At 68.0% G+C, this 18,572-nt stretch carries 19 protein-coding genes; 8 read left to right on the plus strand and 11 right to left on the minus strand.

The features are described 5' to 3' along the window. Positions 1-23 precede the first annotated feature (23 nt). Positions 24-1,157, minus strand: a complete 1,134-nt coding sequence (locus AC3RX0_RS09790; RefSeq protein WP_491505791.1) for an RsbRD N-terminal domain-containing protein — start codon at positions 1,155-1,157, stop codon at positions 24-26. A 146-nt stretch (positions 1,158-1,303) separates the two neighbouring features. Here AC3RX0_RS09790 and AC3RX0_RS09795 point away from each other — a divergent pair, with 146 nt between their 5' ends. Then, a complete protein-coding gene (locus AC3RX0_RS09795) occupies positions 1,304-2,950 on the plus strand; it encodes an amidohydrolase (RefSeq protein ID WP_491505792.1) in 1,647 nt (548 codons plus the stop codon). A 41-nt stretch (positions 2,951-2,991) separates the two neighbouring features. Next, positions 2,992-4,299, plus strand: a complete 1,308-nt coding sequence (locus tag AC3RX0_RS09800) for a hydantoinase/carbamoylase family amidase (protein WP_491505793.1) — start codon at positions 2,992-2,994, stop codon at positions 4,297-4,299. 39 nt (positions 4,300-4,338) lie between these two features. Here the strand turns inward: AC3RX0_RS09800 and AC3RX0_RS09805 are convergent, their stop codons facing one another. Continuing rightward, on the minus strand, positions 4,339-5,283 hold the full coding sequence (locus AC3RX0_RS09805) for an NADP-dependent oxidoreductase (RefSeq protein ID WP_491505794.1): 945 nt from the start codon (positions 5,281-5,283) through the stop codon (positions 4,339-4,341). 103 nt (positions 5,284-5,386) lie between these two features. Continuing rightward, the gene (locus AC3RX0_RS09810; protein ID WP_491505795.1) at positions 5,387-6,022 is read right to left on the minus strand and encodes a TetR/AcrR family transcriptional regulator; all 636 of its coding nucleotides are present in this window, start codon (positions 6,020-6,022) and stop codon (positions 5,387-5,389) included. Between the two features lie 171 nt (positions 6,023-6,193). On the opposite strand from AC3RX0_RS09810, the gene msrB reads away from it, so the two are divergent. Then, entirely contained in the window at positions 6,194-6,685 is a 492-nt protein-coding gene (msrB, locus tag AC3RX0_RS09815) for a peptide-methionine (R)-S-oxide reductase MsrB (RefSeq protein ID WP_491505796.1), read from the plus strand. After that, positions 6,682-7,236 (plus strand): peptide-methionine (S)-S-oxide reductase MsrA, encoded by a 555-nt coding sequence (gene msrA / locus AC3RX0_RS09820; protein ID WP_491505797.1) that lies wholly within the window; start codon positions 6,682-6,684, stop codon positions 7,234-7,236. Before msrB ends, msrA begins: the two co-directional genes overlap by 4 nt. A 136-nt stretch (positions 7,237-7,372) precedes the next feature. Here the strand turns inward: msrA and AC3RX0_RS09825 are convergent, their stop codons facing one another. Genes AC3RX0_RS09825 through AC3RX0_RS09840 form a run of 4 tightly spaced genes read right to left on the minus strand, consistent with a single transcriptional unit; the run spans position 7,373 to position 11,289 of the window. Then, positions 7,373-8,161, minus strand: coding sequence for an ABC transporter permease (locus AC3RX0_RS09825; protein WP_491505798.1), 789 nt, complete (start codon positions 8,159-8,161; stop codon positions 7,373-7,375). After that, complete coding sequence (locus AC3RX0_RS09830) at positions 8,158-9,069, minus strand: ABC transporter permease (protein ID WP_491505799.1); 912 nt, start codon at positions 9,067-9,069, stop codon at positions 8,158-8,160. The genes AC3RX0_RS09825 and AC3RX0_RS09830 overlap by 4 nt, the downstream gene beginning before the upstream one ends. A 4-nt stretch (positions 9,070-9,073) precedes the next feature. Beyond that, positions 9,074-10,225: an ABC transporter ATP-binding protein gene (locus AC3RX0_RS09835; RefSeq protein ID WP_491505800.1), complete on the minus strand. Its 1,152-nt coding sequence runs from the start codon at positions 10,223-10,225 to the stop codon at positions 9,074-9,076. Then, positions 10,222-11,289 carry an extracellular solute-binding protein gene (locus tag AC3RX0_RS09840; protein ID WP_491505801.1) on the minus strand — a complete coding sequence of 356 codons (1,068 nt, stop codon included), beginning with the start codon at positions 11,287-11,289 and terminating at the stop codon, positions 10,222-10,224. Before AC3RX0_RS09840 ends, AC3RX0_RS09835 begins: the two co-directional genes overlap by 4 nt. 298 nt (positions 11,290-11,587) lie before the next feature. Between AC3RX0_RS09840 and AC3RX0_RS09845 the strand changes: the two genes are divergently transcribed. Genes AC3RX0_RS09845 through AC3RX0_RS09855 form a run of 3 tightly spaced genes read left to right on the plus strand, consistent with a single transcriptional unit; the run spans position 11,588 to position 13,811 of the window. After that, positions 11,588-12,256, plus strand: a complete 669-nt coding sequence (locus AC3RX0_RS09845; protein ID WP_491505802.1) for an RraA family protein — start codon at positions 11,588-11,590, stop codon at positions 12,254-12,256. Positions 12,257-12,269: 13 nt separating this feature from the next. Further along, entirely contained in the window at positions 12,270-13,082 is an 813-nt protein-coding gene (locus AC3RX0_RS09850) for a carbon-nitrogen hydrolase family protein (RefSeq protein WP_491505803.1), read from the plus strand. Positions 13,083-13,085: 3 nt separating this feature from the next. Continuing rightward, on the plus strand, positions 13,086-13,811 hold the full coding sequence (locus tag AC3RX0_RS09855) for a GntR family transcriptional regulator (protein WP_491505804.1): 726 nt from the start codon (positions 13,086-13,088) through the stop codon (positions 13,809-13,811). Between the two features lie 712 nt (positions 13,812-14,523). Here the strand turns inward: AC3RX0_RS09855 and AC3RX0_RS09860 are convergent. Further along, entirely contained in the window at positions 14,524-14,955 is a 432-nt protein-coding gene (locus AC3RX0_RS09860) for an Hsp20/alpha crystallin family protein (protein ID WP_491505805.1), read from the minus strand. A gap of 161 nt (positions 14,956-15,116) precedes the next feature. Here AC3RX0_RS09860 and AC3RX0_RS09865 point away from each other — a divergent pair, with 161 nt between their 5' ends. Then, positions 15,117-15,410, plus strand: coding sequence for a MerR family transcriptional regulator (locus AC3RX0_RS09865; RefSeq protein WP_491505806.1), 294 nt, complete (start codon positions 15,117-15,119; stop codon positions 15,408-15,410). A gap of 52 nt (positions 15,411-15,462) precedes the next feature. Here the strand turns inward: AC3RX0_RS09865 and AC3RX0_RS09870 are convergent, their stop codons facing one another. Genes AC3RX0_RS09870 through AC3RX0_RS09880 form a run of 3 tightly spaced genes read right to left on the minus strand, consistent with a single transcriptional unit; the run spans position 15,463 to position 18,568 of the window. Next, positions 15,463-16,710 (minus strand): four-carbon acid sugar kinase family protein, encoded by a 1,248-nt coding sequence (locus AC3RX0_RS09870; RefSeq protein ID WP_491505807.1) that lies wholly within the window; start codon positions 16,708-16,710, stop codon positions 15,463-15,465. Continuing rightward, positions 16,707-17,696, minus strand: coding sequence for a transketolase family protein (locus AC3RX0_RS09875; RefSeq protein ID WP_491505808.1), 990 nt, complete (start codon positions 17,694-17,696; stop codon positions 16,707-16,709). The genes AC3RX0_RS09870 and AC3RX0_RS09875 overlap by 4 nt, the downstream gene beginning before the upstream one ends. Beyond that, positions 17,693-18,568, minus strand: a complete 876-nt coding sequence (locus tag AC3RX0_RS09880; RefSeq protein WP_491505809.1) for a transketolase — start codon at positions 18,566-18,568, stop codon at positions 17,693-17,695. Before AC3RX0_RS09880 ends, AC3RX0_RS09875 begins: the two co-directional genes overlap by 4 nt. Between the last annotated feature and the right edge of the window lie 4 nt (positions 18,569-18,572).

Consider the following 18,572-nt stretch of genomic DNA (forward strand, 5'->3'; position numbering starts at 1 on the left):
GCACAATACGCATGACCTCGACGTCAGGCGTGGACGGTCTGAAGCGCCACCACTGCCAGCGCCGCTTGCTCCGGCACGGTGACATCGAGCCCCGTGAGCCGCGTGAATGTGCTCAGCCTGTTGACCACCGTGTTCCGATGACAGAAGACCGCTTCTGCCGTCTCTTTGATCGATCCGGTCTGCATGTACGAGCGCACTGTCGCCACCAGCCGTTCCCGTTCATACGCTCCGGTGCCGTCGAGACCTGCGAGGGCGGAGGGGATGAACGAGGGCATGATCGTCATGATGTGGTCCGCGACGACAGCCGGCCAGGCCGATCTGAACGCGGTGAGCACGTCGAGGGGGCCGACCGCGTGCAAGGCATCCCGCAGCGTGCGCGCCACGAGGGGCAACTGCGCGAGCCCGTCGAGCTCCTTCACGAGGAGGCCGCCGACAGGGTGAATCGACGCGACGTCGAACGGCGGCGCATCGTGACGCCAGAAGACGCAGAGCGCTCCGTCATAGGTGTATGTGCACGCCGCCCCGATGGCGATGACGCGTTCCAGCCGCTCAAGCGCGTCACCCGACTTCTGCTCGTCGAACACCGCCAGGTCGAGCCGCTGCGCCGCGCCGATCCCTGTCGCCGATGCCGCACGCTCCACAACGGATGCCGTCGGAGGGATGCTGTTGAACAGCCGCGACAGATCACGCTCCGTCGCACGGCGCGAATCCCGCTCCAGTGCCGCCTGCTCTCGCAGGAACGACGTCTGCACCTCGAGCACATACCGGTCGAGCACTTCGAAGATGACCTCGAACCGGTCCGCGACCAGCACCGTGTACTTGTCGCCGGCGAGCTCCCGCAGCCATCGCCAGATCACCAGCAGGTCCAGTCGCACGGCTTCGGTGAGCGTGTCGAGCGGGACGCCTTGGCGCGCGCGACGTTCGCCCAGGGAATGGACGAGATCGGTCGCGGCCGGGCTCGAGCCCCGATCGTCGAGCCGGTGCACGAGCATGCGCAGCGTCTGTTCCGCGGTGGCACGGAGATCCTCATCCGAGACCGCGCCCGCGGGGTAGAGGCCGCGTGCGGCGAACTCTGTGAGGAAGTCCTCGGCGACCCGAGGGATCGCCTCGTCGAGCCGGTCGATCAAGCGGGTCCATTCGGCGGCGTCGGTGCCCATGGCTGCGTCCTCTTCGACCCTTGGATTGGACAATTTCACAATCGCGCCCTCGATTGCGCGGCGAAAGTCCATTGTACGTGTGAACCAGCACAGATGTAATGGATATGCGGTGTCGAAGGGGGCACCACATGAAGCCAGGCGGTCCCATGCATATCGATCTGATCATCTCCCACGCCCGCATCCGTACGGGGTGGGCGCAGCGGCCGGCGGCGAGCGCCGTCGGCGTGTGGCAGGGATTGATCGTGGGTTTCGACGAGCAGCTCGAAGGGATGACCGCCGAAGCCCGGCTGGATGCGCGTGGCGCTTTTCTGATGGCCGGCTTCAACGATGCCCACGCGCACAGCGTCTGGTACGGGCAGACTCTGTCCGAGATGGACCTCACCGGTGCGACCGATCGATCACAGGTGTACGAAAGGATCGCGCAGGTGTCTGGCGATGACCCGGATGCCTCGGCTTGGCTCATCGCAGCCGGCTTCAATCCGCTGGCTCTCGGCGCTCCGCTCGAACTGGACGCCCTCGACCGTGCGGCGAATGGCCGACCGCTGCTGATCAAGCACGCCTCCGGTCATGCTTACACCGTGAACGGCATCGCACTGGAGGCAGTCGGGATCGGGCGTCGACCGCACGCGCGCATCGACGGCGGGCTCATCGGCACCGATGACGAGGGGCGGGCGACCGGACTGCTGGAGGAGAACGCCATGCGGCCCGTGCAAGACGTGCTGCAGCCCGACCCCGTGCATGACATCTCGCAAGCGCTCGACCGCGCAACGAGGGCGTATGCGCGTCAGGGTCTGACATCGGTGACGGATGCCGGGATCGGCGGAGGCTGGATCGGCCACAGCCCCCGCGAATTCGCCGCCTATCAGGACGCCCACGAACGCCGCACGCTCTCCACACGCATGCAGACGATGATCACCTCGGACGTGCTCCACCCCATCCGCGGGCACCGTACCGAGGGGGCGTTCACCGGTCTCGACGCCGGCATCCGCTGCGGCCTCGGCGACGATCGGCTGCAGATCGGGCCCATGAAGCTGTTCGTCGACGGGTCGCTGCTCGGCAGCACCGCAGCTGTGACCGAGCCGTACTGCGGGCATGACACCGGTAACGGCTACTTTCAGGGCGACCCCGACGTCATGGCCGCGACCATCACCGGTGCGCTGCATGCGGGGTGGGCCGTGGCCACGCACGCGATCGGCGACCGCGGGCTCGATCTCGCCCTCGACCTGCTGGAGGGCGCCGTGGCCGCATCACATCGCACGCCGCCGATGCCGCACCGGATCGAGCACGGCGGCGTGGTCCGGCCCGACCAGCTGCCGCGCATCAAGCGTCTCGGGGCCGCACTGGTTCCGCAGCCGATGTTCATCGCGGCGTACGGCGACGGCATGGCCGAGAAGCTCGGCGACCGACGGACGCTCTTGTCCTACCCTGCGGCATCCGTTCTGCGCGCCGGCATCACGCTGCCCGGCAGCAGCGACTGTCCCGTCGCCGAAGGTGCACCGCTGCGCGTCATCCAGGCGTTCGTCGAACGCACGACGCAGACCGGTCGGGTCTACGGGCCCGACGAGCGACTCACCGTCGATCAGGCGCTCTCGGCGTACACGACCGGTTCGGCGCGCGCGACAGGGTGGGCCGCGCGAAAGGGCCACCTTGCCCCCGGAATGCTCGCGGACTTCGTCGTGCTGTCGGATGACCCACGCCGGGTGCCGACCGACGCGATCGGCCGGATCGGTGTGCTGAGCACCTGGGTCGGCGGCGAATGCACATTCACTGCCGAGCAGCCGGCGATGCGATGAGGTCGGCGGCACGCCAGCCCCACATCCCTGAGAGGAAGACGATGAACACCGACGCTCATTCCACCGGAGCACAGCCGACAGTCGGCGCCGACGGGGCGCGATTCCTCCGGGACTTCGCCGCGCTCTCGACGATCGGCAGGAGCGCCGGCGGCGGGGTCGACCGCGAGGCGGCGACGGTCGCCGACCACGAATCCCGTGCCTGGTGGTCGGGATGGCTCGAAGCCAATGGGTTCGACGTGCGCATGGACCGGATCGGGAACGTCTTCGGTCTGCACACCTTCGTACCCGGGGCGCCCTATGTGCTGCTCGGCTCGCACCTCGACTCCCAGCCTCTCGCGGGGCGGTTCGACGGCGCGTACGGTGTGCTGGCGGCCGGGCATGCGGCCCGTGCCGTGGCCGGCCGGGTCGCGGCGGCCGAAATCACCCCGAGCGTGAACCTCGCGGTCGTGGACTGGTTCAACGAAGAGGGCAGCCGATTCTCGCCGAGCATGATGGGCAGCTCGGTCGCGACCGGAAAGCTGGCGCTCGAAGATGCGCTGGCCATCACGGACGCGATGGGGATCACCGTCGCCGAGGCGCTGATGCCCGACGCCACGTTCGAGACCCCGCTCGCGGTCGCGAGCTACGCGGAGATCCACATCGAGCAGGGGCGCATCCTCGAGGATTCCGGCAAGACGATCGGGCTCGTCGACGGCACCTGGGCCGCCAGCAAGTATGTCGTGCGAGTGCACGGCGACCAGGCGCACACCGGCGCCACCATCATGGCCGATCGACGCGACGCCCTGTATGGAGCGGCGCTGACTATCGTCGCCGCCCGTGAACTGACCGACCGGGTCCCCGCCGGAAAGCTGCATACGGCCGTGTCGACGATGCGGGTACTGCCCAACTCACCCGTCACGATCGCTCGGTTCGCGGAATTCAACCTCGACCTGCGATCCGTCGACGAGGGCGTGCTGGAAGAGGCCAACCGTCTGCTGGAGGAGGAGTTCGCGCGAATCGAGAAGACGGCGCGAGTGACGATCGAGCGGACCCTCACCCACGAGTGGGGCCTGCGCTCGTACACGCCTGCAGGCGTGGCGCTGGCCGTCGCCGCCGCCGAGGCGGCCGGGCTGCCGGCATCCCGCATTCTCACGGTTGCGGGCCACGACTCGACGAACATGAAGGATGTCGTCCCCACCGTCATGCTGTTCATCCCCAGCATCGAGGGCATTTCGCACAACGAGAAGGAAGACAGCACCGATGCCGAATCGGTGGCCGGCGTGACGATGCTCACCGAGGTCGCGTCACGACTCGTGCAGGGCGAACTCTGGGACGGGGAGCGCTACGTCCTGCCGACGACTGCGGGGTGAGTGACGCTCACGCGCCGTCCGGCATCCGCTGGTGCAGCCTCAGCGCACCTGGACGATGATCTTGCCGCTGGGTCGGTGCGGAGCGTTCAGCGCCTCCACGGCGTCGTCGAGCGTGGTGAGCAGACCGACGTGCGGGCGCACTCGGCCGTCGCGCACGCGGGCGGCGATCTCGACGAGCTGCGGCCGGTGGGGCACGACGATGAAGCCGACGGCTCGCCCGTCGGCGGGGCGGGCCTGCGGCATCCCCGCCACGGTCACGAATGTGCCCCCGGGTCGCACCAGGTCCACCGATCGACGCCCGAGCTCGCCGCCGAACACGTCGAAGACCAGGTCGACGGCGCCGACGTCAGCGAGCGTTTCGCTGTCGAGATCGACGAAGTCGTTCGCGCCGAACTCGAGGGCGGCCTGCCGGTGCGCGGCGCGCCCGGTGCCGATCACGTGCGCCCCGGCCTCGCGCGCGAGCTGCACGCCCATCGCACCGACCGCGCCGGCCGCGCCGTGCACGAGCACGCTCTGCCCGGCCTTGAGATGCCCGTGGTCGAAGAGAGCCTGCCAGGCGGTCAGCCCCGACATCACCACGCTCGCTCCGGTCGTGAAGTCGATGTCGCCGGGCAGCGGGGCGAGGTTGCGCGCCTCGACGACCGTGTACTCGGCGAGCGTGCCGTCGCGGGTCCAGTCGGTGAGGCCGAACACCCGCTGCCCGACCGACAGACCGGTCGTGCCATAGCTCAGGGCCGTCACGACACCGGCCACCTCGTGGCCCGGAATCGTCGGCGTGCGGTCATGCCCGGCCCGGTCGACCCAGGTCGAGGCCCACTCCAGCTCGTTGCCGGTGAATCCCGACGCGTGCACCGCCACGACCACGTCGCCGAAGTTCCAGCTCTCGTCGGCCGCCAGGGCCGCGGCATCCGGTTCCGCCACCTCGGTCAGCGCCAGCCCCGGCAGGCCAGCCGTGCGGTCGGTCGCCACTATCGCCTTCATCATCTGCTCCTCACGTCGCGTCGCGCTCGAACGCGGGCAATTGCTGCCTGTTCCGAACGAGACGGGAAGAGTCTACGCAGAATTGGACGGAATCGTCCAATAAAGTTCAGGATGCCGCAGCCGACAGGCTGTCGATGTGGGCGAGTGCCATGTCGATCGAGGTGCCCATGGGTGCGGCATCCCGCGCCGTCTGGGCAAGCATGTACCCGCCCTGCACCGCCCCGAGCAGCCCGGTGGCGAGCTGATCGATGGGCGCGTCCGCCGGCAGCGCGCCCGACTCCTGGATGCGGCGCAGGGCGCCGGCGAGCTGATCGCGCCACTCGGCGAACAGCCGCTCCAGCAGGCCGCGCGCCACGTCGTCGTGGTCGGAGACCTCACTCGACAGCGACCCCAGTGCGCACCCGTAGGCGCCGTGGCGCAGCGCATTGTTCTGCACGAGCGCGTCGCGCCAGCGGCGCAGCCCCGCGATCGTCGACACGCGGCCGAGGGTCTCGCGCTCACGTCCGATGACGCGCTCACCGGTCGCCTCGACCACGGCGCGCACGAGCATCTCTTTGCCCGAGAAGTGGTGGTACAGCTGCGACTTGCTCACGCCGCTGGCGGCGACGACTTCGTCGAGGGTCGTGGCCGTCACCCCGCGCACCTGCATGAGTTCGGTGGCCGCGGCAACGATCCGCGCGCGCGTCTTCTCGCCGCGCGCGGTGATCCGGCGCGTGGCGGAAGGCTCAGCGGGCGTTGTCACGAGATCCACCCTATTCGGGCCTTATGTGGACTGTCTCGTCCTCTTCACCGTCACGACGCGCAGCGAGGTGGCGTCACGGCAAACACCCAGCTGAGCGGGACCGAAATCGACCCTCGCCGCGTTGTACCCGATGACGCCGCAGCCAGCGGCGTCGGAAAAGGAGACGACATCGTGTCGCTTGAGTACCGCAAGACCCCCGAGGCGCTGGACCGCCTCACCGACGACCAGTTCCGCGTGACTCAGCGCGAGGGCACCGAACCCGCCTTCCGCAACGCATATTGGAACAACCACGACGCCGGCATCTACGTCGACGTCGTGTCGGGCCAGCCGCTGTTCTCGTCCACCGACAAATTCGACTCCGGCACGGGGTGGCCCAGCTTCACCCGGCCGATCGACGAGAACGCGGTGCACACGAAGACCGACCGCTCGCTGTGGATGACCCGCACCGAGGTGCGTTCGTCCGGCGCCGACAGCCATCTCGGCCATCTGTTCGACGATGGACCGGTGGATGCCGGTGGTCGGCGCTACTGCATGAATTCGGCGGCGCTCGACTTCATCCCCGTGGCCGAGCTCGACGAGCGCGGGTACGGTGAGTTCCGGGGCCTATTCGAGAACACCGCCACGACCAGCGACCGCACGACCACGGAGGGAGACGCCGCATGACCGGCGGAATCAACGACACAGGCGCAGTGACCCGCACCTCTGGCACCGAGACCGCGGTCCTGGCGGGTGGCTGTTTCTGGGGGATGGAGGATCTGATCCGCCGCCAGCCGGGCGTGCTCGACACGCGGGTCGGGTACACGGGCGGCACGAACGACCATGCCACGTACCGCAACCACCCCGGCCACGCCGAGGCGGTGGAGATCGTGTTCGACCCGGCGCAGACGACGTACCGCGACATCCTGGCCTTCTTCTTCCAGATCCACGACCCGTCCACGCTGAACCGTCAGGGCAACGACATCGGCACGAGCTACCGGTCGGCGATCTTCCCCCTGACCTCCGAGCAGGAGCGTGTCGCGCGCGACACGATCGCCGACGTCGACGCGTCGGGCGTGTGGCCGGGCAAGGCCGTCACGACGATCGAGCCGGCAGGGCCGTTCTGGGAGGCCGAGCCCGAGCACCAGGACTACCTCGTGCGCTACCCGGACGGCTACACCTGCCACTTCCCCCGCGCCGGCTGGGTGCTGCCCAAGCGCGCGAACGCTTCGGCATGACGCGCATCCGGGCGCGGGAGCTTTCGGCTGCCGTGCCCGGATGTCGTGCGAGCAGGTCGATGCCGGATGCCCGACATCACGCTGCGAACGGGCGGGCGGGGCGGCGATCATCCAGATCGCCGCCCCGCCTCAGCCGTTACGCGCTCATGACCTTGCGCAGGCCCGCGACACGTTCCACGATCACGATGAGCGCGACCGAGATCGCGATCAGCACGACCGACAGAGCGGCGATCGAGGGATCCGCGCGGTACTGCAGGTACCGGAACATCGCCACCGGCAACGTCACACGTCCCGAGCTGGCGACGAACAGCGAGATGACCGCCTCGTCGAACGAGATGATGAAGGCCATCACCCCGCCCGCGATGATGCCCGGGGCGATGATCGGCAACGTCACCCGCCGGAACGTGGTGAAGGCGCCGGCGCCGTGGACGCGCGCCGCCTCTTCGCATCTCACATCGCTCGTCTTCAAGCTCATCAGGGTCGTCCGGATCAGGTACGGCACCGTGATGCCGAAGTGAGCGATGACGATGCCGGGGTAGGTGCCGATCAACCCCAGCGGCTGGAAGACCAGCAGCAGGCCCAGCGCGATGACGATGCTCGGGACCAGCAGCGGCGACAAGAACAGGGCCGAGATGACGCCCCGGCCCCGGAAGTCGTGCCGCGCGATCGCCACCGCGATGGGAACACCGAGCAGCAGCACCACCAACGCCACGATGGCCGCCGTCAGGAAGCTGACGCCCGCGCCGTTGATGAAGTCCTGGTTCTGGAGCATCAATCCGTACCACTGCAGCGAGGGCAGCCCGACCTGTATCGACAACTGCGACGAGGAGTTGAACGAGATCAGCACCACCGCGATGATCGGCGCCAGCAGGAACAGATACACGAGGGTCACGACGACCCGGTTGAGAGTTCGGCCCATGGTCATGCCTCGAATTTCTTGATCAGACGCTGGTACACCGCGACCAAGAAGCCGAACAGCACCAGGAGGATCACCGACAGGGCCGAGGCCAGAGGCCAGTTCAGCGTCTGGGTCGCCTCGTTGTAGACCTCCGTCGCCAGCACGAACACCCGGCCACCGCCGAGCAGGCTCGGGGTGACGAACGAGCTGATGGCCAGCACGAACACCAGGAGGAATCCGGTGAACACGCCCGGCAGAGTCAACGGCAGGGTCACTCGTGTGAACACCTTGAGCTTCGACGCACCCAGTGAGCCGGCCGCCTCCTCCAGCGACGAATTCAACCGTCCGAATCCTGAGATCATCGCCAGCACGGCGTACGGCATCAGAATCTCGACGAGAGCGATCGACACCCCGAGCAGGTTGTTGCTCAGCCGCATCGGGGTTCCGATCAGCCCGAGGTTCAGGGCCGCGTCGTTGATGATGCCGCGGTCGCCGAGGATCGCCATCCAGCCGTAGGTCCGTGCGATCGCCGAGGTCAGCAGCGGTGCGATCGCGAGGGCGATCAGCGCGCCCTTCCACTTGGAGGTGGTGCGGGTCAGGAACAGCGCGATCGGATATGCGAGCACGACGGCGGCCGCACCGCACCCGACCCCCAGCAGAAGCGTGTTGCCGATGACCTTCCAGTAGAACGGGTCGGAGAGGGCGTCGAGATACGAGCCGAGGCTGACGCCCTCGATCAGCTGCCCGCCGCTGCCGGTCGTGTTCAGCGACATCCTGATCATCATCAAGAGCGGCAGCAGGAATCCGACGAGCAGCCCGACGAAGCCAGGAAGGATCAGACCCGCCAGCTGCCCGAGCTGTCTCAGATTCTTGCGCTCTCGCGGCATCCGCCCGCCTGTTCGGATGAGCGCCGTCTGCATCTGCACGTGCGTCATGGGCTCACCCCTCTTCGTCTTCGACCAGGTACGCGTCGTGCGGGTCGAACGTCACGGTCGCCCGGTCGCCGACCGCCCGCGCCCGCTCGGACGTGCTCAACTGGTCGACGCGCATCAGCTGGCCGTCATCGAGTCGGACGTCGTAGCTGACCACGTTGCCGGTGTAGCTGGAACCGACGATCCGTCCATGCGCACGTGGCACGTCAACGGTCTCATCGACCACGGCGTCCTCGAGCCTCATCCGGTGGGGCCGAACGACCAGAGACGCGGCGCGGCCGGCGATGCTCTGTGCACCGTCGACATCGATGCGTCCGAACAACTCCGACACCGCGCGGTACGCGCGCCCCGACCCGGGAGCGACATCGGTCACGGGCAGGAAGTTCGCCTTGCCGACAAAGTCCGCCACGAACCGGGTCGCCGGCCGCTCGTACACTTCGGACGGCGGCGCGAACTGCTCGATCTCGCCGTTGTTGAGGATCGCGATGCGGTCGGCCATGTCGAGCGCCTCGTCTTGATCGTGCGTCACGAACAGCGTCGTGGTGCCGGATTTCTGCTGGATGCCGCGGATCTCCTGCCGCATCGACTCCCGCAGCTTCGCGTCGAGGTTCGACAGCGGCTCGTCAAGGAGCAGCAGCGTCGGCTCGATCACCAATGCGCGCGCGAGCGCTACCCGCTGCTGCTGCCCGCCCGACAGCTCGGACGGGCGCCGATCCTTCAGATGGTCGAGCTGCACCATCTCCAGCGCCGCGCGGACGAGGGAGGGCGTCTTCGCCCGAGGCGTCTTCTTCATCTGCAGGCCGAACGCGACGTTCTCGGAGACGGACATGTGGGGGAAGAGCGCATAGGACTGGAACACCATCCCCATGCCGCGTTTGTGCACTGGCGTCGACACGACATCTCTGCCGTTGACCATGATGTGCCCCGCGCTCGGCGGCAGCAGACCCGCCACCATGCGCAGCGTGGTCGTCTTGCCGCACCCCGACGGGCCCAGTAGCGCCACCAGCTCACCCTGCGTGACATCGAGGTCGACGCTGTCGACCGCGGGGCGGGTGGTCTTCGGGTAGATCTTCTTCAACCCTCGGATGGACAGGTATGCGGTGTCGACCGCGTCTCGTGTCTTGGTGTGGGGGCGCGTCTTCGTCGCGATCATGGTCATCCGCCGATCACCGCACGGCGCCAGAGGTTCGTCCAGGCGTCGCGCTTGTCGGCCATCCAGATCCAGTCGATCGGGACGATGTCGGGGTCCGACGGGTCTGCGACGAGATCCTTCGCCTTATCGGAGATCGTGGCGTTCTTGACCGTGGGGGCGTAGTACATGGCGTCGGTGAAGGACTCCTGCGCTTCGGCCGACAGCGCGTAGTCGATGAACTTGTTCACCGCTGCCGCGTTCTTCGAGCCCTCGACGGCGTTGATCGTGTTGATCTGGAAGGCGACCCCGTCCGAGGGCTGCACGACCTTCAGCGCCCCGTTCGAGCCGGCGCTGAAGACCTGCCCCCGGGCGTTCCATCCGATGGCGTACTTCGCGGCGCCGTTGCTCACCGTCTGGTACACGTCGGGTTTCGGATCCCAGCTCGTGACCTTCGGTGCGAGCTTGGCGATCTCCTTGATCGCAGGGTCGACGGACTTCTTGTAGTCGTCCCCGAGGCGATTGGCGGTCAGCGCCGTGAACGCGATCCCCTGGATGTCCGGCGGCGCGGGGATCGCGACCGAGTTGTCGGGCGCGTTCCACAGGTCGGCCAGCTTCGTCGGCGCCGTCGACACCTCCTTCGGGTTGTACAGCAGCACGAGGTTGTCGAAGGTCACGGCAGGGCCGTACCCGTCGGCATTCTGCCCGAGGGGAACCACGTTCTCGACGTTGGGCACGTCCTTCGCCGAGATCTTGCGGAACAGTCCTTCGTGGTTCGCGGTGTTCGCCACCGATGCGTCCATGATCGCGACATCGATGGTGGGATTGCCCTTCTCGGTGCGCAGCCTGCCGAGCATCTCGGCGCTGTTCTGCGCGGGCACGAAGTTGACCTTGATGTTCGAGAACTTCTGCTCGAACTTGTCGATCACGGCTTTCGTGTACGTGTCTTGGAAGATGGCCGCGTAACCCATCACGTTGATCTGGGTCTGCCCGCCCGACGAGCCCGCGCTTCCACTCCCTGATCCGGCACAGGCGCTGAGCACCAGCGCCCCGGTGACGAGGATTCCGGCAAAGAGGTTCTTCTTCATTGACATGGTGGCTGTTTCTCCTTCGAAAAGCGGTGCAACCGCTTGAGCCGACCCCGTGTCAACGAACCTGGTCAGGCCTGCATGGTACCCAGACGATTCACGAGCACGCAAGCGTTGTGACGAGATCGGCCTTCCCGTCTGAAATCGGGAGGTTGTGCTTTCGTGTTCGTTACGTATACATTGCGTATACGCAGTGCATGCACTGCTGTTCGGAACTTCGCGCAGCGAACCTGGTCAGTTCTCTCACTGAAGTCCTCGATGCCCCGCCGCACCGATGCGCAGGGCTCCCTCCCGGAAGGAACACATGTTCACGTTCAACCCGATGCCACCGCAGATCAGCGAGGAACGCCGTCAGGCGCTGCTCACCGTGCAGACCTCCACTCTCGGGCACATGCGCGATCACGGCTTCGTCCTCGGCCTCACCCCCAATCTGCGACCGATCCACTTCGCCGGGACCGCGGTCACCGTCCGGCTGCCGCACATGGACTCGACGGCGCTCCACGTCGCCGCGGACTATCTGCGACCGGGCGATGTGCTCGTGGTCGAGCAGGCCGGCGACGATCGATCGAGCTTCGGCGGCATGGTCGCCTTCACCGCCAAGAACCGCGGTGCCGTCGGCGTGGTGCTGGCCGGTGCCACCAATGATTACGAAGAGGTCCGCGAGCTCGGCCTTCCCGTCTTCTCGAAGGGAGTGTCAGCCCGCACCACGCGAATCCTCGGCATCGAGGGCGCGATCAACACCCCGGTGACGATCGGCGGGGTCGTCATCGAACCGGGCGATGCCATCTATGCGGACGGCGACGGCATCGCCGTGCTCAAGGAGGCCGAGATCGACGAGCTCGTGCCGGTGCTTCGAGAGAAGGAGGGCGCCGAGCCGGCGAAGAAGGCCGAGATCGTCTCGGGGGCGCGCCTCTCGGAGTGGAGCGGTGCGGCCGCGCACTTCCCCGCGGGAACCCTCCCTCAGGCCTCTTAGGAAGGACCAGCAGATGTCGCAACTCAGCATCGCCGTCGCCCAGTTCGCCGCGACTCGGGACGTCGCAGCCAACACGACGAAAGCCGTCGAACTCATCGAGCGCGCGGCGAAGGACGCCCAGCTCGTCATCCTTCCCGAGAACGCGATGTACTCCGACGCGGCGAAGGAAGCACCCGACGAGAAGTACTTCGAACCGTTGGACGGGCCGTTCGTGTCGCGGTTGCAGGCGGCGGCTCGCGAGAACCGGGTCGACGTCGTCGCAGGGATGACGGAGACGAACCCCGACGACCCGCGCCCGTTCAACACGCTCGTGCACATCGATCGAGAGGGCAACCTTGCGGGCACATACCGCAAGGTGCATCTGTACGATGCGTTCGGCTACCGGGAGAGCGACTCGGTCACCCCGGCCGCGATCTCGGTCCCCCTTCTGTTCGAGTGCAATGGTCTGACCGTCGGCGCGGCGACCTGCTATGACCTCCGGTTCCCCGAGATCTTCCGCTGGCTGGTCGACAACGGGGCCGACGTGATCGCGTTGCCCGCCGACTGGATCGTCGGACCGATGAAGGAACTGCACTGGGAGACCCTCGTCCGCGCACGCGCGATCGAGAACACCATCTACATGGCGGCGTGCGGCCAGACCGGCCCGATCGGCTCGGGCCAGAGCGTGATCGTCGACCCCATGGGCACGTTGATCGCTTCGGCGGGTGAGGCGGCGGACAGCATTGCGATCGGCACCGTGACCAAGAGTCGCATCGACGACGTGCGGCGCAGCAACCCGAGCCTCAGCAACCGCGCATTCTCGGTCGTTCCTGGGCGTAGCCTCTGAGCCATGAGTAGAGTCCTCGACCCCGCACGCCGACGGTTCGGCGGGTGGACGACAGAACCGAACCTGCCGCCGAGCACCCGCGATCCACGCGTCAAGGCCACGGACTTCGCGTATGACTATTTGAAGGAGCTGATCGTCACGCTTCAGCTCCCCCCGCTGACGGTCGTCACCGAATCCGAGGTGGCGACCGCCATCGCGGTCTCACGCACTCCCGTGCGGGAGGCCTTCCTGCGGCTCAGCGCCGAGCGTCTGCTCGAGTACGTGCCGCGACGCGGAGCCATGGTCCCCGCGATCACGTTGCGGAGCATCAGAGAACAGGCCGAGACCCGCGTCGTCATGGAGGGCTACGGCGTCGACTGGATCTGCGAGCATCGGGTGCCGGTCGCACCCGACCTCTACGAACTGGTCGAGCAGCAGGCAGCCGTGAACCCCGACGAGCCGGGCGCCATCCCCCACATGGTCGCCATCGACAAGGAATTCCACTGGACGCTCGTGAAGGCGACCGGCAACACCGAGTTCGCGCGTCTGTACAACTCTCTGCACGACCGACAGCTGCGCACGGGCATCGCGATGTTCACGGCCGTACCGAATCGTCCGCACACGGCGGTCGATCATCACCGCGCCATCGCGGACGCGATCGCGGAGTTCGACCGGGACCGCGCCCAGGCCCTGCTGAAGCACCACATCATCGAGAGCCTCGACGAGGTGGCACGGGTGTTCACGGACTGACCGGCATCCGGCGGCGCGCGACCTCCCCGTCGGGGACACTCGCCGGCATCCATTGAATGGACCTCGACGAGGATCAGGTCCTCGTCTGTGGTCTGACGAACGACCGTCACTCCGCAGCAGATCGGGGCGATGGCAACTTCCGCGGGTAGCTTCGCATTGGCCGCGCATCCCGATCAGCGAACCGCACCATATCGACGGCAGCGTGAAGCCCGCCGCTCCGTGACGGGTCTATCGGGTTGTGGCCCCGGCCGGACGGCCGGGGCCACAACCCGATGAGGAGGGCGCCCACTCGGCCCGCGAGAAGTGCGTGCGCCATCCGGGCGCGTACGCCGCGCGTCCCGATCGCGCGGCGTTGGCGGTCGAACAGTGCGGGCGGAGATGAACGCCACCTCGTCCGATCGTTCGTCCCCTCGAGAGCGGGGGCGACCGGTTCCTCGCCGGCGCGTCGTCGTCATCGTCTGGGCCCCCTGCGGAGGGCGCCCCGATCCGATGCAACCTGCGGCCAGCCGTGCGACCAGTGGGGGACGCGTTCGCTGCGGCGGACCGCCGATCGGTCGGTGGTTCGAGCCAGGAACCCGCGATGATCGCGTCGAACTCGACCGCGAGCAGCTCCTCGTCGCTGAGAACCAGATCAAGAAACCGCTCGTCGGTCTCGGGCGCCACCGCCTCGTCGAATGCCGGTGCGTTCGACATGATCACTCCCGAGGAGCGGTCAGGCACCGATGGCCTGGCGCCCCTCGCTCGTGCTCGCGATCGAGATCTTCCGGGGCTTCGCCTCTTCTGCGACCGGGATCTGCAGGGCGAGCACGCCGGCGTCGTAGCTGGCGCTGATCTGGTTCGTGTCCAGATTGTCGCCGAGGACCAGCTGCCGACTGAAGACACCGCGCGGTCGTTCGGCCGCGATGAGCTCGGCGTCGCTCGCGCGGATCGGCCGCTCCGCCCTGACGGTGACCACATTGCGTTCGACATCGAGATCGATCGACTTCGGATCGACGCCCGGCAGGTCGAACTCCACGTGGAAGGTGTCTCCTTCTCGCCACGCGTCCATCGGCATGACCGAAGGACGAGCAGGCGTGCCATCGGCACCGAAGATCTGCTGGGTCAACCGATCCAGTTCTCGGAACGGGTCAGTGCGCATCAGCATCGTCATCACCTCCATGATCTAGTTTTCTCTGATGCTCTCGACGCAGATCCTTCTTAGATCTGTGTCCTGCGCTACAGATTTGTTATAGCATCGAGGACAGGATGATGCAAGGGGATAAGAACCAAGAGGTGAATGGCGCCCGGGGCGTCTACGGAATCTCGGTGGCCGCCGAGCTGACCGGGATGGGCGTACAGAACCTGCGCGCCTATGAGGCGCGCGGGTTGCTCGAACCCGAACGCACGGACGGGGGCACGCGTCGTTACAGCTCAGACGATCTGGACCGCTTGCGTCGGATCGGCGATCTGCTGGGCGCAGGCCTCAACCTCGCGGGGATCGCGATGGTGCTGCCGCTGCAAGACGAGAACGACCGACTGCGCGCCGAGGCGCAGGAGCATCGAGCCGTGTCGCGTGTCGGTTCGGCACGAAGGCGTTCTTCTTCTGACGACCGGGGATGACGGACCCGCGCGATGTTATCGCACAGCCGATGACGCTCGTCGCCGCCGCGCGTCACTCCCCGATGCGCAGCGCCTCGAGCACCTCGACGATCGTGCCGGCCTCGCCGACGTTGCCGGGCACCACGACGTAGAGCACCGGGCGGCCTTCGGGGGTCACGACGTCCCACACCGAGACGCCGGGCACGACCTGCCCGCGCACGAGGGCGCGCTCGGCGCCGAGGCCCACGCGGGCCACGTCGGCCGACGTGATGCCGCCCTTCGAGACGACCACGCCGACGCGGTCGCGCAGGGCGGCGACGGCGTCGGTCAGCACCGTCATGACCCGTTCGCCGTGGGCGAGGGTGTTGTGCTCGGCGCGGCGCACCCGCTCCGACGCGAACGCCGCAAAGCCGGCAGCACCGAGCCGTGACTCCACGGCAGACACGACGCGGGCGGCCTCGGCATCCGGGTCGGCGAAGGCCGCGTCGGTGCCGATCGTCTCGACCGCCCCCCACCGCTCGGCGACCGGCGCCAGCTGGCGGGTCGCCCCGTCGGTGTGCGAGCCGCACACCAGCAGTGTCGGCAGGGGCGCATCGACCAGCGGCGTGGGCAGCAGCCCGGTGCTCTCGACCCCCGCGATCGCCGCGGCCAGCGGGGACGCCGACCGTACGACGACACGGCGGCCGTGGGCCCAGGCATCCCGAACGGCGGCCGCGACCAGACGCACGTCGTCGTCGGTCACGGCGTCGGGCAGCACGACGGATCCGGGGGCGGCGTCGGCCAGCGCGTCCGCCAACCCGCCGGCGCGCACGGCATCGAGCCCGACCTCGGCCGTCGGGCGCGACGAGCGCTGCCGCACATAGTCCGGCAAGAAGCCCGTGTCGAACGGGAACACCGGGTCATCGGCGTATTCGCTGTCGTGCGCGGGGATGTCGGCGCCGTCCAGTCGCACGTAGTGCATGCCGCCCCGGGTGGTGCGCCCGCCCTGCGGGAACGCCGGCACGAACAGCACCACGTCGTCGTCCGACGCGAACACCTCGGTCTCGGCGAACACGTGCCCCCGCAGCGTGGAGTCGCCGCGCAGCACGACGTGCACCGGCTCGTCGAGGGCGATGGATGCCGCATCCCGGTCATCACGGATCCCCTCGAGCAGCGTGACCGCGGCCTGCTCGTCGACGGCCCGCGTGTTCGTCAGCAGATACACCGCGTCGTGCGCGCGCAACGCGTCGGTCAGGGTCGCGGCATCCCACCGGAGCAGGACCAGCGCGTCCGTCGCCGACTGCGTCCCGGTCGGGTCGTCGTCGAGGATCAGGCACTTCATCGCAGCTCGCTCAGCACCCTGTCGACGATGACCGAGGTGGCCAGGCCGTATCGCTCGTGCAGCGTCGGCAGGGCGCCGGCGGCGAGGAACTCGTCGGGCAGCCCGACCGGCACAACCCGGCGCGAGACGCCGCCGCGCACCAGTGCCGAGGCGACGGTCTCGAACAGCCCGCCGACCACCGAGTGGTTCTCGAGGGTCACGGCCAACCGCGGGGTGTCGAGCTCGCGGAGCACGGTGCCTTCGTCGAAGGGCTTGATCGTCGGGGCGTGCACGACGGCGACGTCGACCTTGTGCGCGGCCAGCTGCTCGGCCGCCTGCAGCGCCCGCATCGTCATGAGGCCGCTCGAGACGAACACGACGTCGGCGCCGGGCCGCACCACCTTCGCCTTGCCGAGCTCGAACGTGTAGTCGTAGTCGTCGAGCACGGTGGGCACCTTGCCGCGCAGCAGGCGCAGGTACGTCGGCCCGTCGGTCGCGGCCAGCTGCGGCACGGCCTGGGCGATGTCGACGGAGTCGCACGGGTCGACGATCGTCAGGTTCGGCATGGCGCGGAAGATCGCCATGTCTTCAGTCGCCTGGTGGCTGGGGCCGTAACCGGTGGTGAGCCCGGGCAGTCCCCCGACGATGTTGACGTTGAGGTTCGGCTCGGCGATGTCGAGGCACACGAAGTCGTACGCCCGCCGGGTCGCGAACACCGAGTAGGTCGACGCGAACGGCACGAGCCCCACCTCGGCCATGCCGGCGGCGGCGCCGAACAGCAGTTGCTCGGCCATGCCCATCTGGAAGAACCGGTCAGGGTGCGCGTCGCGGAACACGTGCATGTCGGTGTACTTGGCGAGATCGGCCGACAGCCCGACGATGCGCTGGTCGGTCTCGGCGAGCGCATTCAGCGCGTGCCCGAACGGCGCCGAGGCCGTCTTCTGCCCGGGGTCGGCGAACGAGGCGATCATGGCCGACGTCTTCAGCCGCGTGGTCGTGGTGCTCATCGTGCCTCCTGCTGGTACCCGGCGATCAGCTGGTCGCGGCAGATCGCCCACTCGTGCTCGTCGACCCGCATGAAGTGGTTCTTCTCGCGCGTCTCGAGCAGCGGCACGCCACGCCCGACCTTCGTGTCGCACACGAGCACTTGCGGCTGCCCGACCGGGTCGCGATCCGCGATCGCATCGAACGCCCGCAGCAGCGCGTCGGGATCGTTGCCATCGACGCGCTGGGCGTGCCAGCCGAACGCCGCCCACTTCTGTTCGACGGGCTCGATCGACAGGACGGATGCCGTGGGCCCGTCGGCTTGCATCGCGTTCATGTCCACGACCGCGGTGAGATTGCCGAGGCGGTGGGATGCCGCGGACATCGCCGCCTCCCACGTCGAGCCCTCGTCGAGCTCACCGTCGGAGAGGAAGTTGAACACGCGCGCGTCGCTGCCCTGATGACGCAGCCCGAGGGCCATGCCGACCGCGACCGTGAGCCCGTGGCCGAGGCTGCCGCCCGAGATCTCCATCCCCGGCGTGTAACTGGCCATGCCCGACATCGGCAGCCGCGAGTCGTCGGACCCGTACGTCTCGAGCTCGGCGAGCGGCACGATGCCGGCCTCGGCGAGGGCCGCGTACAGCCCGATCGCATAGTGCCCCGTCGACAGCAGCATGCGGTCGCGGTCGGCCCAGTCCGGATCGTCGGGGTGGAAGCGCAGCTGATCCCTGTAGAGGGCGGCGAGGATGTCGGCGGCGCCGAGCGCCTGGCCGATGTACCCCTGCCCCTGCACCTCACCCATGTTCAAGGCGTTCAGGCGGATCCGATGGGCCGCGTCGCGCAGGATCGCGACACGGTCCGCGCGGGTCGCGGCATCCATCTTCGTCATCGTCATGGGA

This window comes from Microbacterium sp. W1-4-2, assembly GCF_058349885.2.

Bases quoted from the DNA above. Each gene is read 5' to 3' on its own strand.
- AC3RX0_RS09790 (WP_491505791.1), bottom strand. From the start codon at position 1,157: ATGGGCACCGACGCCGCCGAATGGACCCGCTTGATCGACCGGCTCGAC.
- AC3RX0_RS09795 (WP_491505792.1), top strand. From the start codon at position 1,304: ATGCATATCGATCTGATCATCTCCCACGCCCGCATCCGTACGGGGTGG.
- AC3RX0_RS09800 (WP_491505793.1), top strand. From the start codon at position 2,992: ATGAACACCGACGCTCATTCCACCGGAGCACAGCCGACAGTCGGCGCC.
- AC3RX0_RS09805 (WP_491505794.1), bottom strand. From the start codon at position 5,283: ATGATGAAGGCGATAGTGGCGACCGACCGCACGGCTGGCCTGCCGGGG.
- msrA (WP_491505797.1), top strand. From the start codon at position 6,682: ATGACCGGCGGAATCAACGACACAGGCGCAGTGACCCGCACCTCTGGC.
- AC3RX0_RS09825 (WP_491505798.1), bottom strand. From the start codon at position 8,161: ATGACCATGGGCCGAACTCTCAACCGGGTCGTCGTGACCCTCGTGTAT.
- AC3RX0_RS09830 (WP_491505799.1), bottom strand. From the start codon at position 9,069: ATGACGCACGTGCAGATGCAGACGGCGCTCATCCGAACAGGCGGGCGG.
- AC3RX0_RS09835 (WP_491505800.1), bottom strand. From the start codon at position 10,225: ATGACCATGATCGCGACGAAGACGCGCCCCCACACCAAGACACGAGAC.
- AC3RX0_RS09840 (WP_491505801.1), bottom strand. From the start codon at position 11,289: ATGTCAATGAAGAAGAACCTCTTTGCCGGAATCCTCGTCACCGGGGCG.
- AC3RX0_RS09845 (WP_491505802.1), top strand. From the start codon at position 11,588: ATGTTCACGTTCAACCCGATGCCACCGCAGATCAGCGAGGAACGCCGT.
- AC3RX0_RS09850 (WP_491505803.1), top strand. From the start codon at position 12,270: ATGTCGCAACTCAGCATCGCCGTCGCCCAGTTCGCCGCGACTCGGGAC.
- AC3RX0_RS09855 (WP_491505804.1), top strand. From the start codon at position 13,086: ATGAGTAGAGTCCTCGACCCCGCACGCCGACGGTTCGGCGGGTGGACG.
- AC3RX0_RS09860 (WP_491505805.1), bottom strand. From the start codon at position 14,955: ATGCTGATGCGCACTGACCCGTTCCGAGAACTGGATCGGTTGACCCAG.
- AC3RX0_RS09870 (WP_491505807.1), bottom strand. From the start codon at position 16,710: ATGAAGTGCCTGATCCTCGACGACGACCCGACCGGGACGCAGTCGGCG.
- AC3RX0_RS09875 (WP_491505808.1), bottom strand. From the start codon at position 17,696: ATGAGCACCACGACCACGCGGCTGAAGACGTCGGCCATGATCGCCTCG.
- AC3RX0_RS09880 (WP_491505809.1), bottom strand. From the start codon at position 18,568: ATGACGATGACGAAGATGGATGCCGCGACCCGCGCGGACCGTGTCGCG.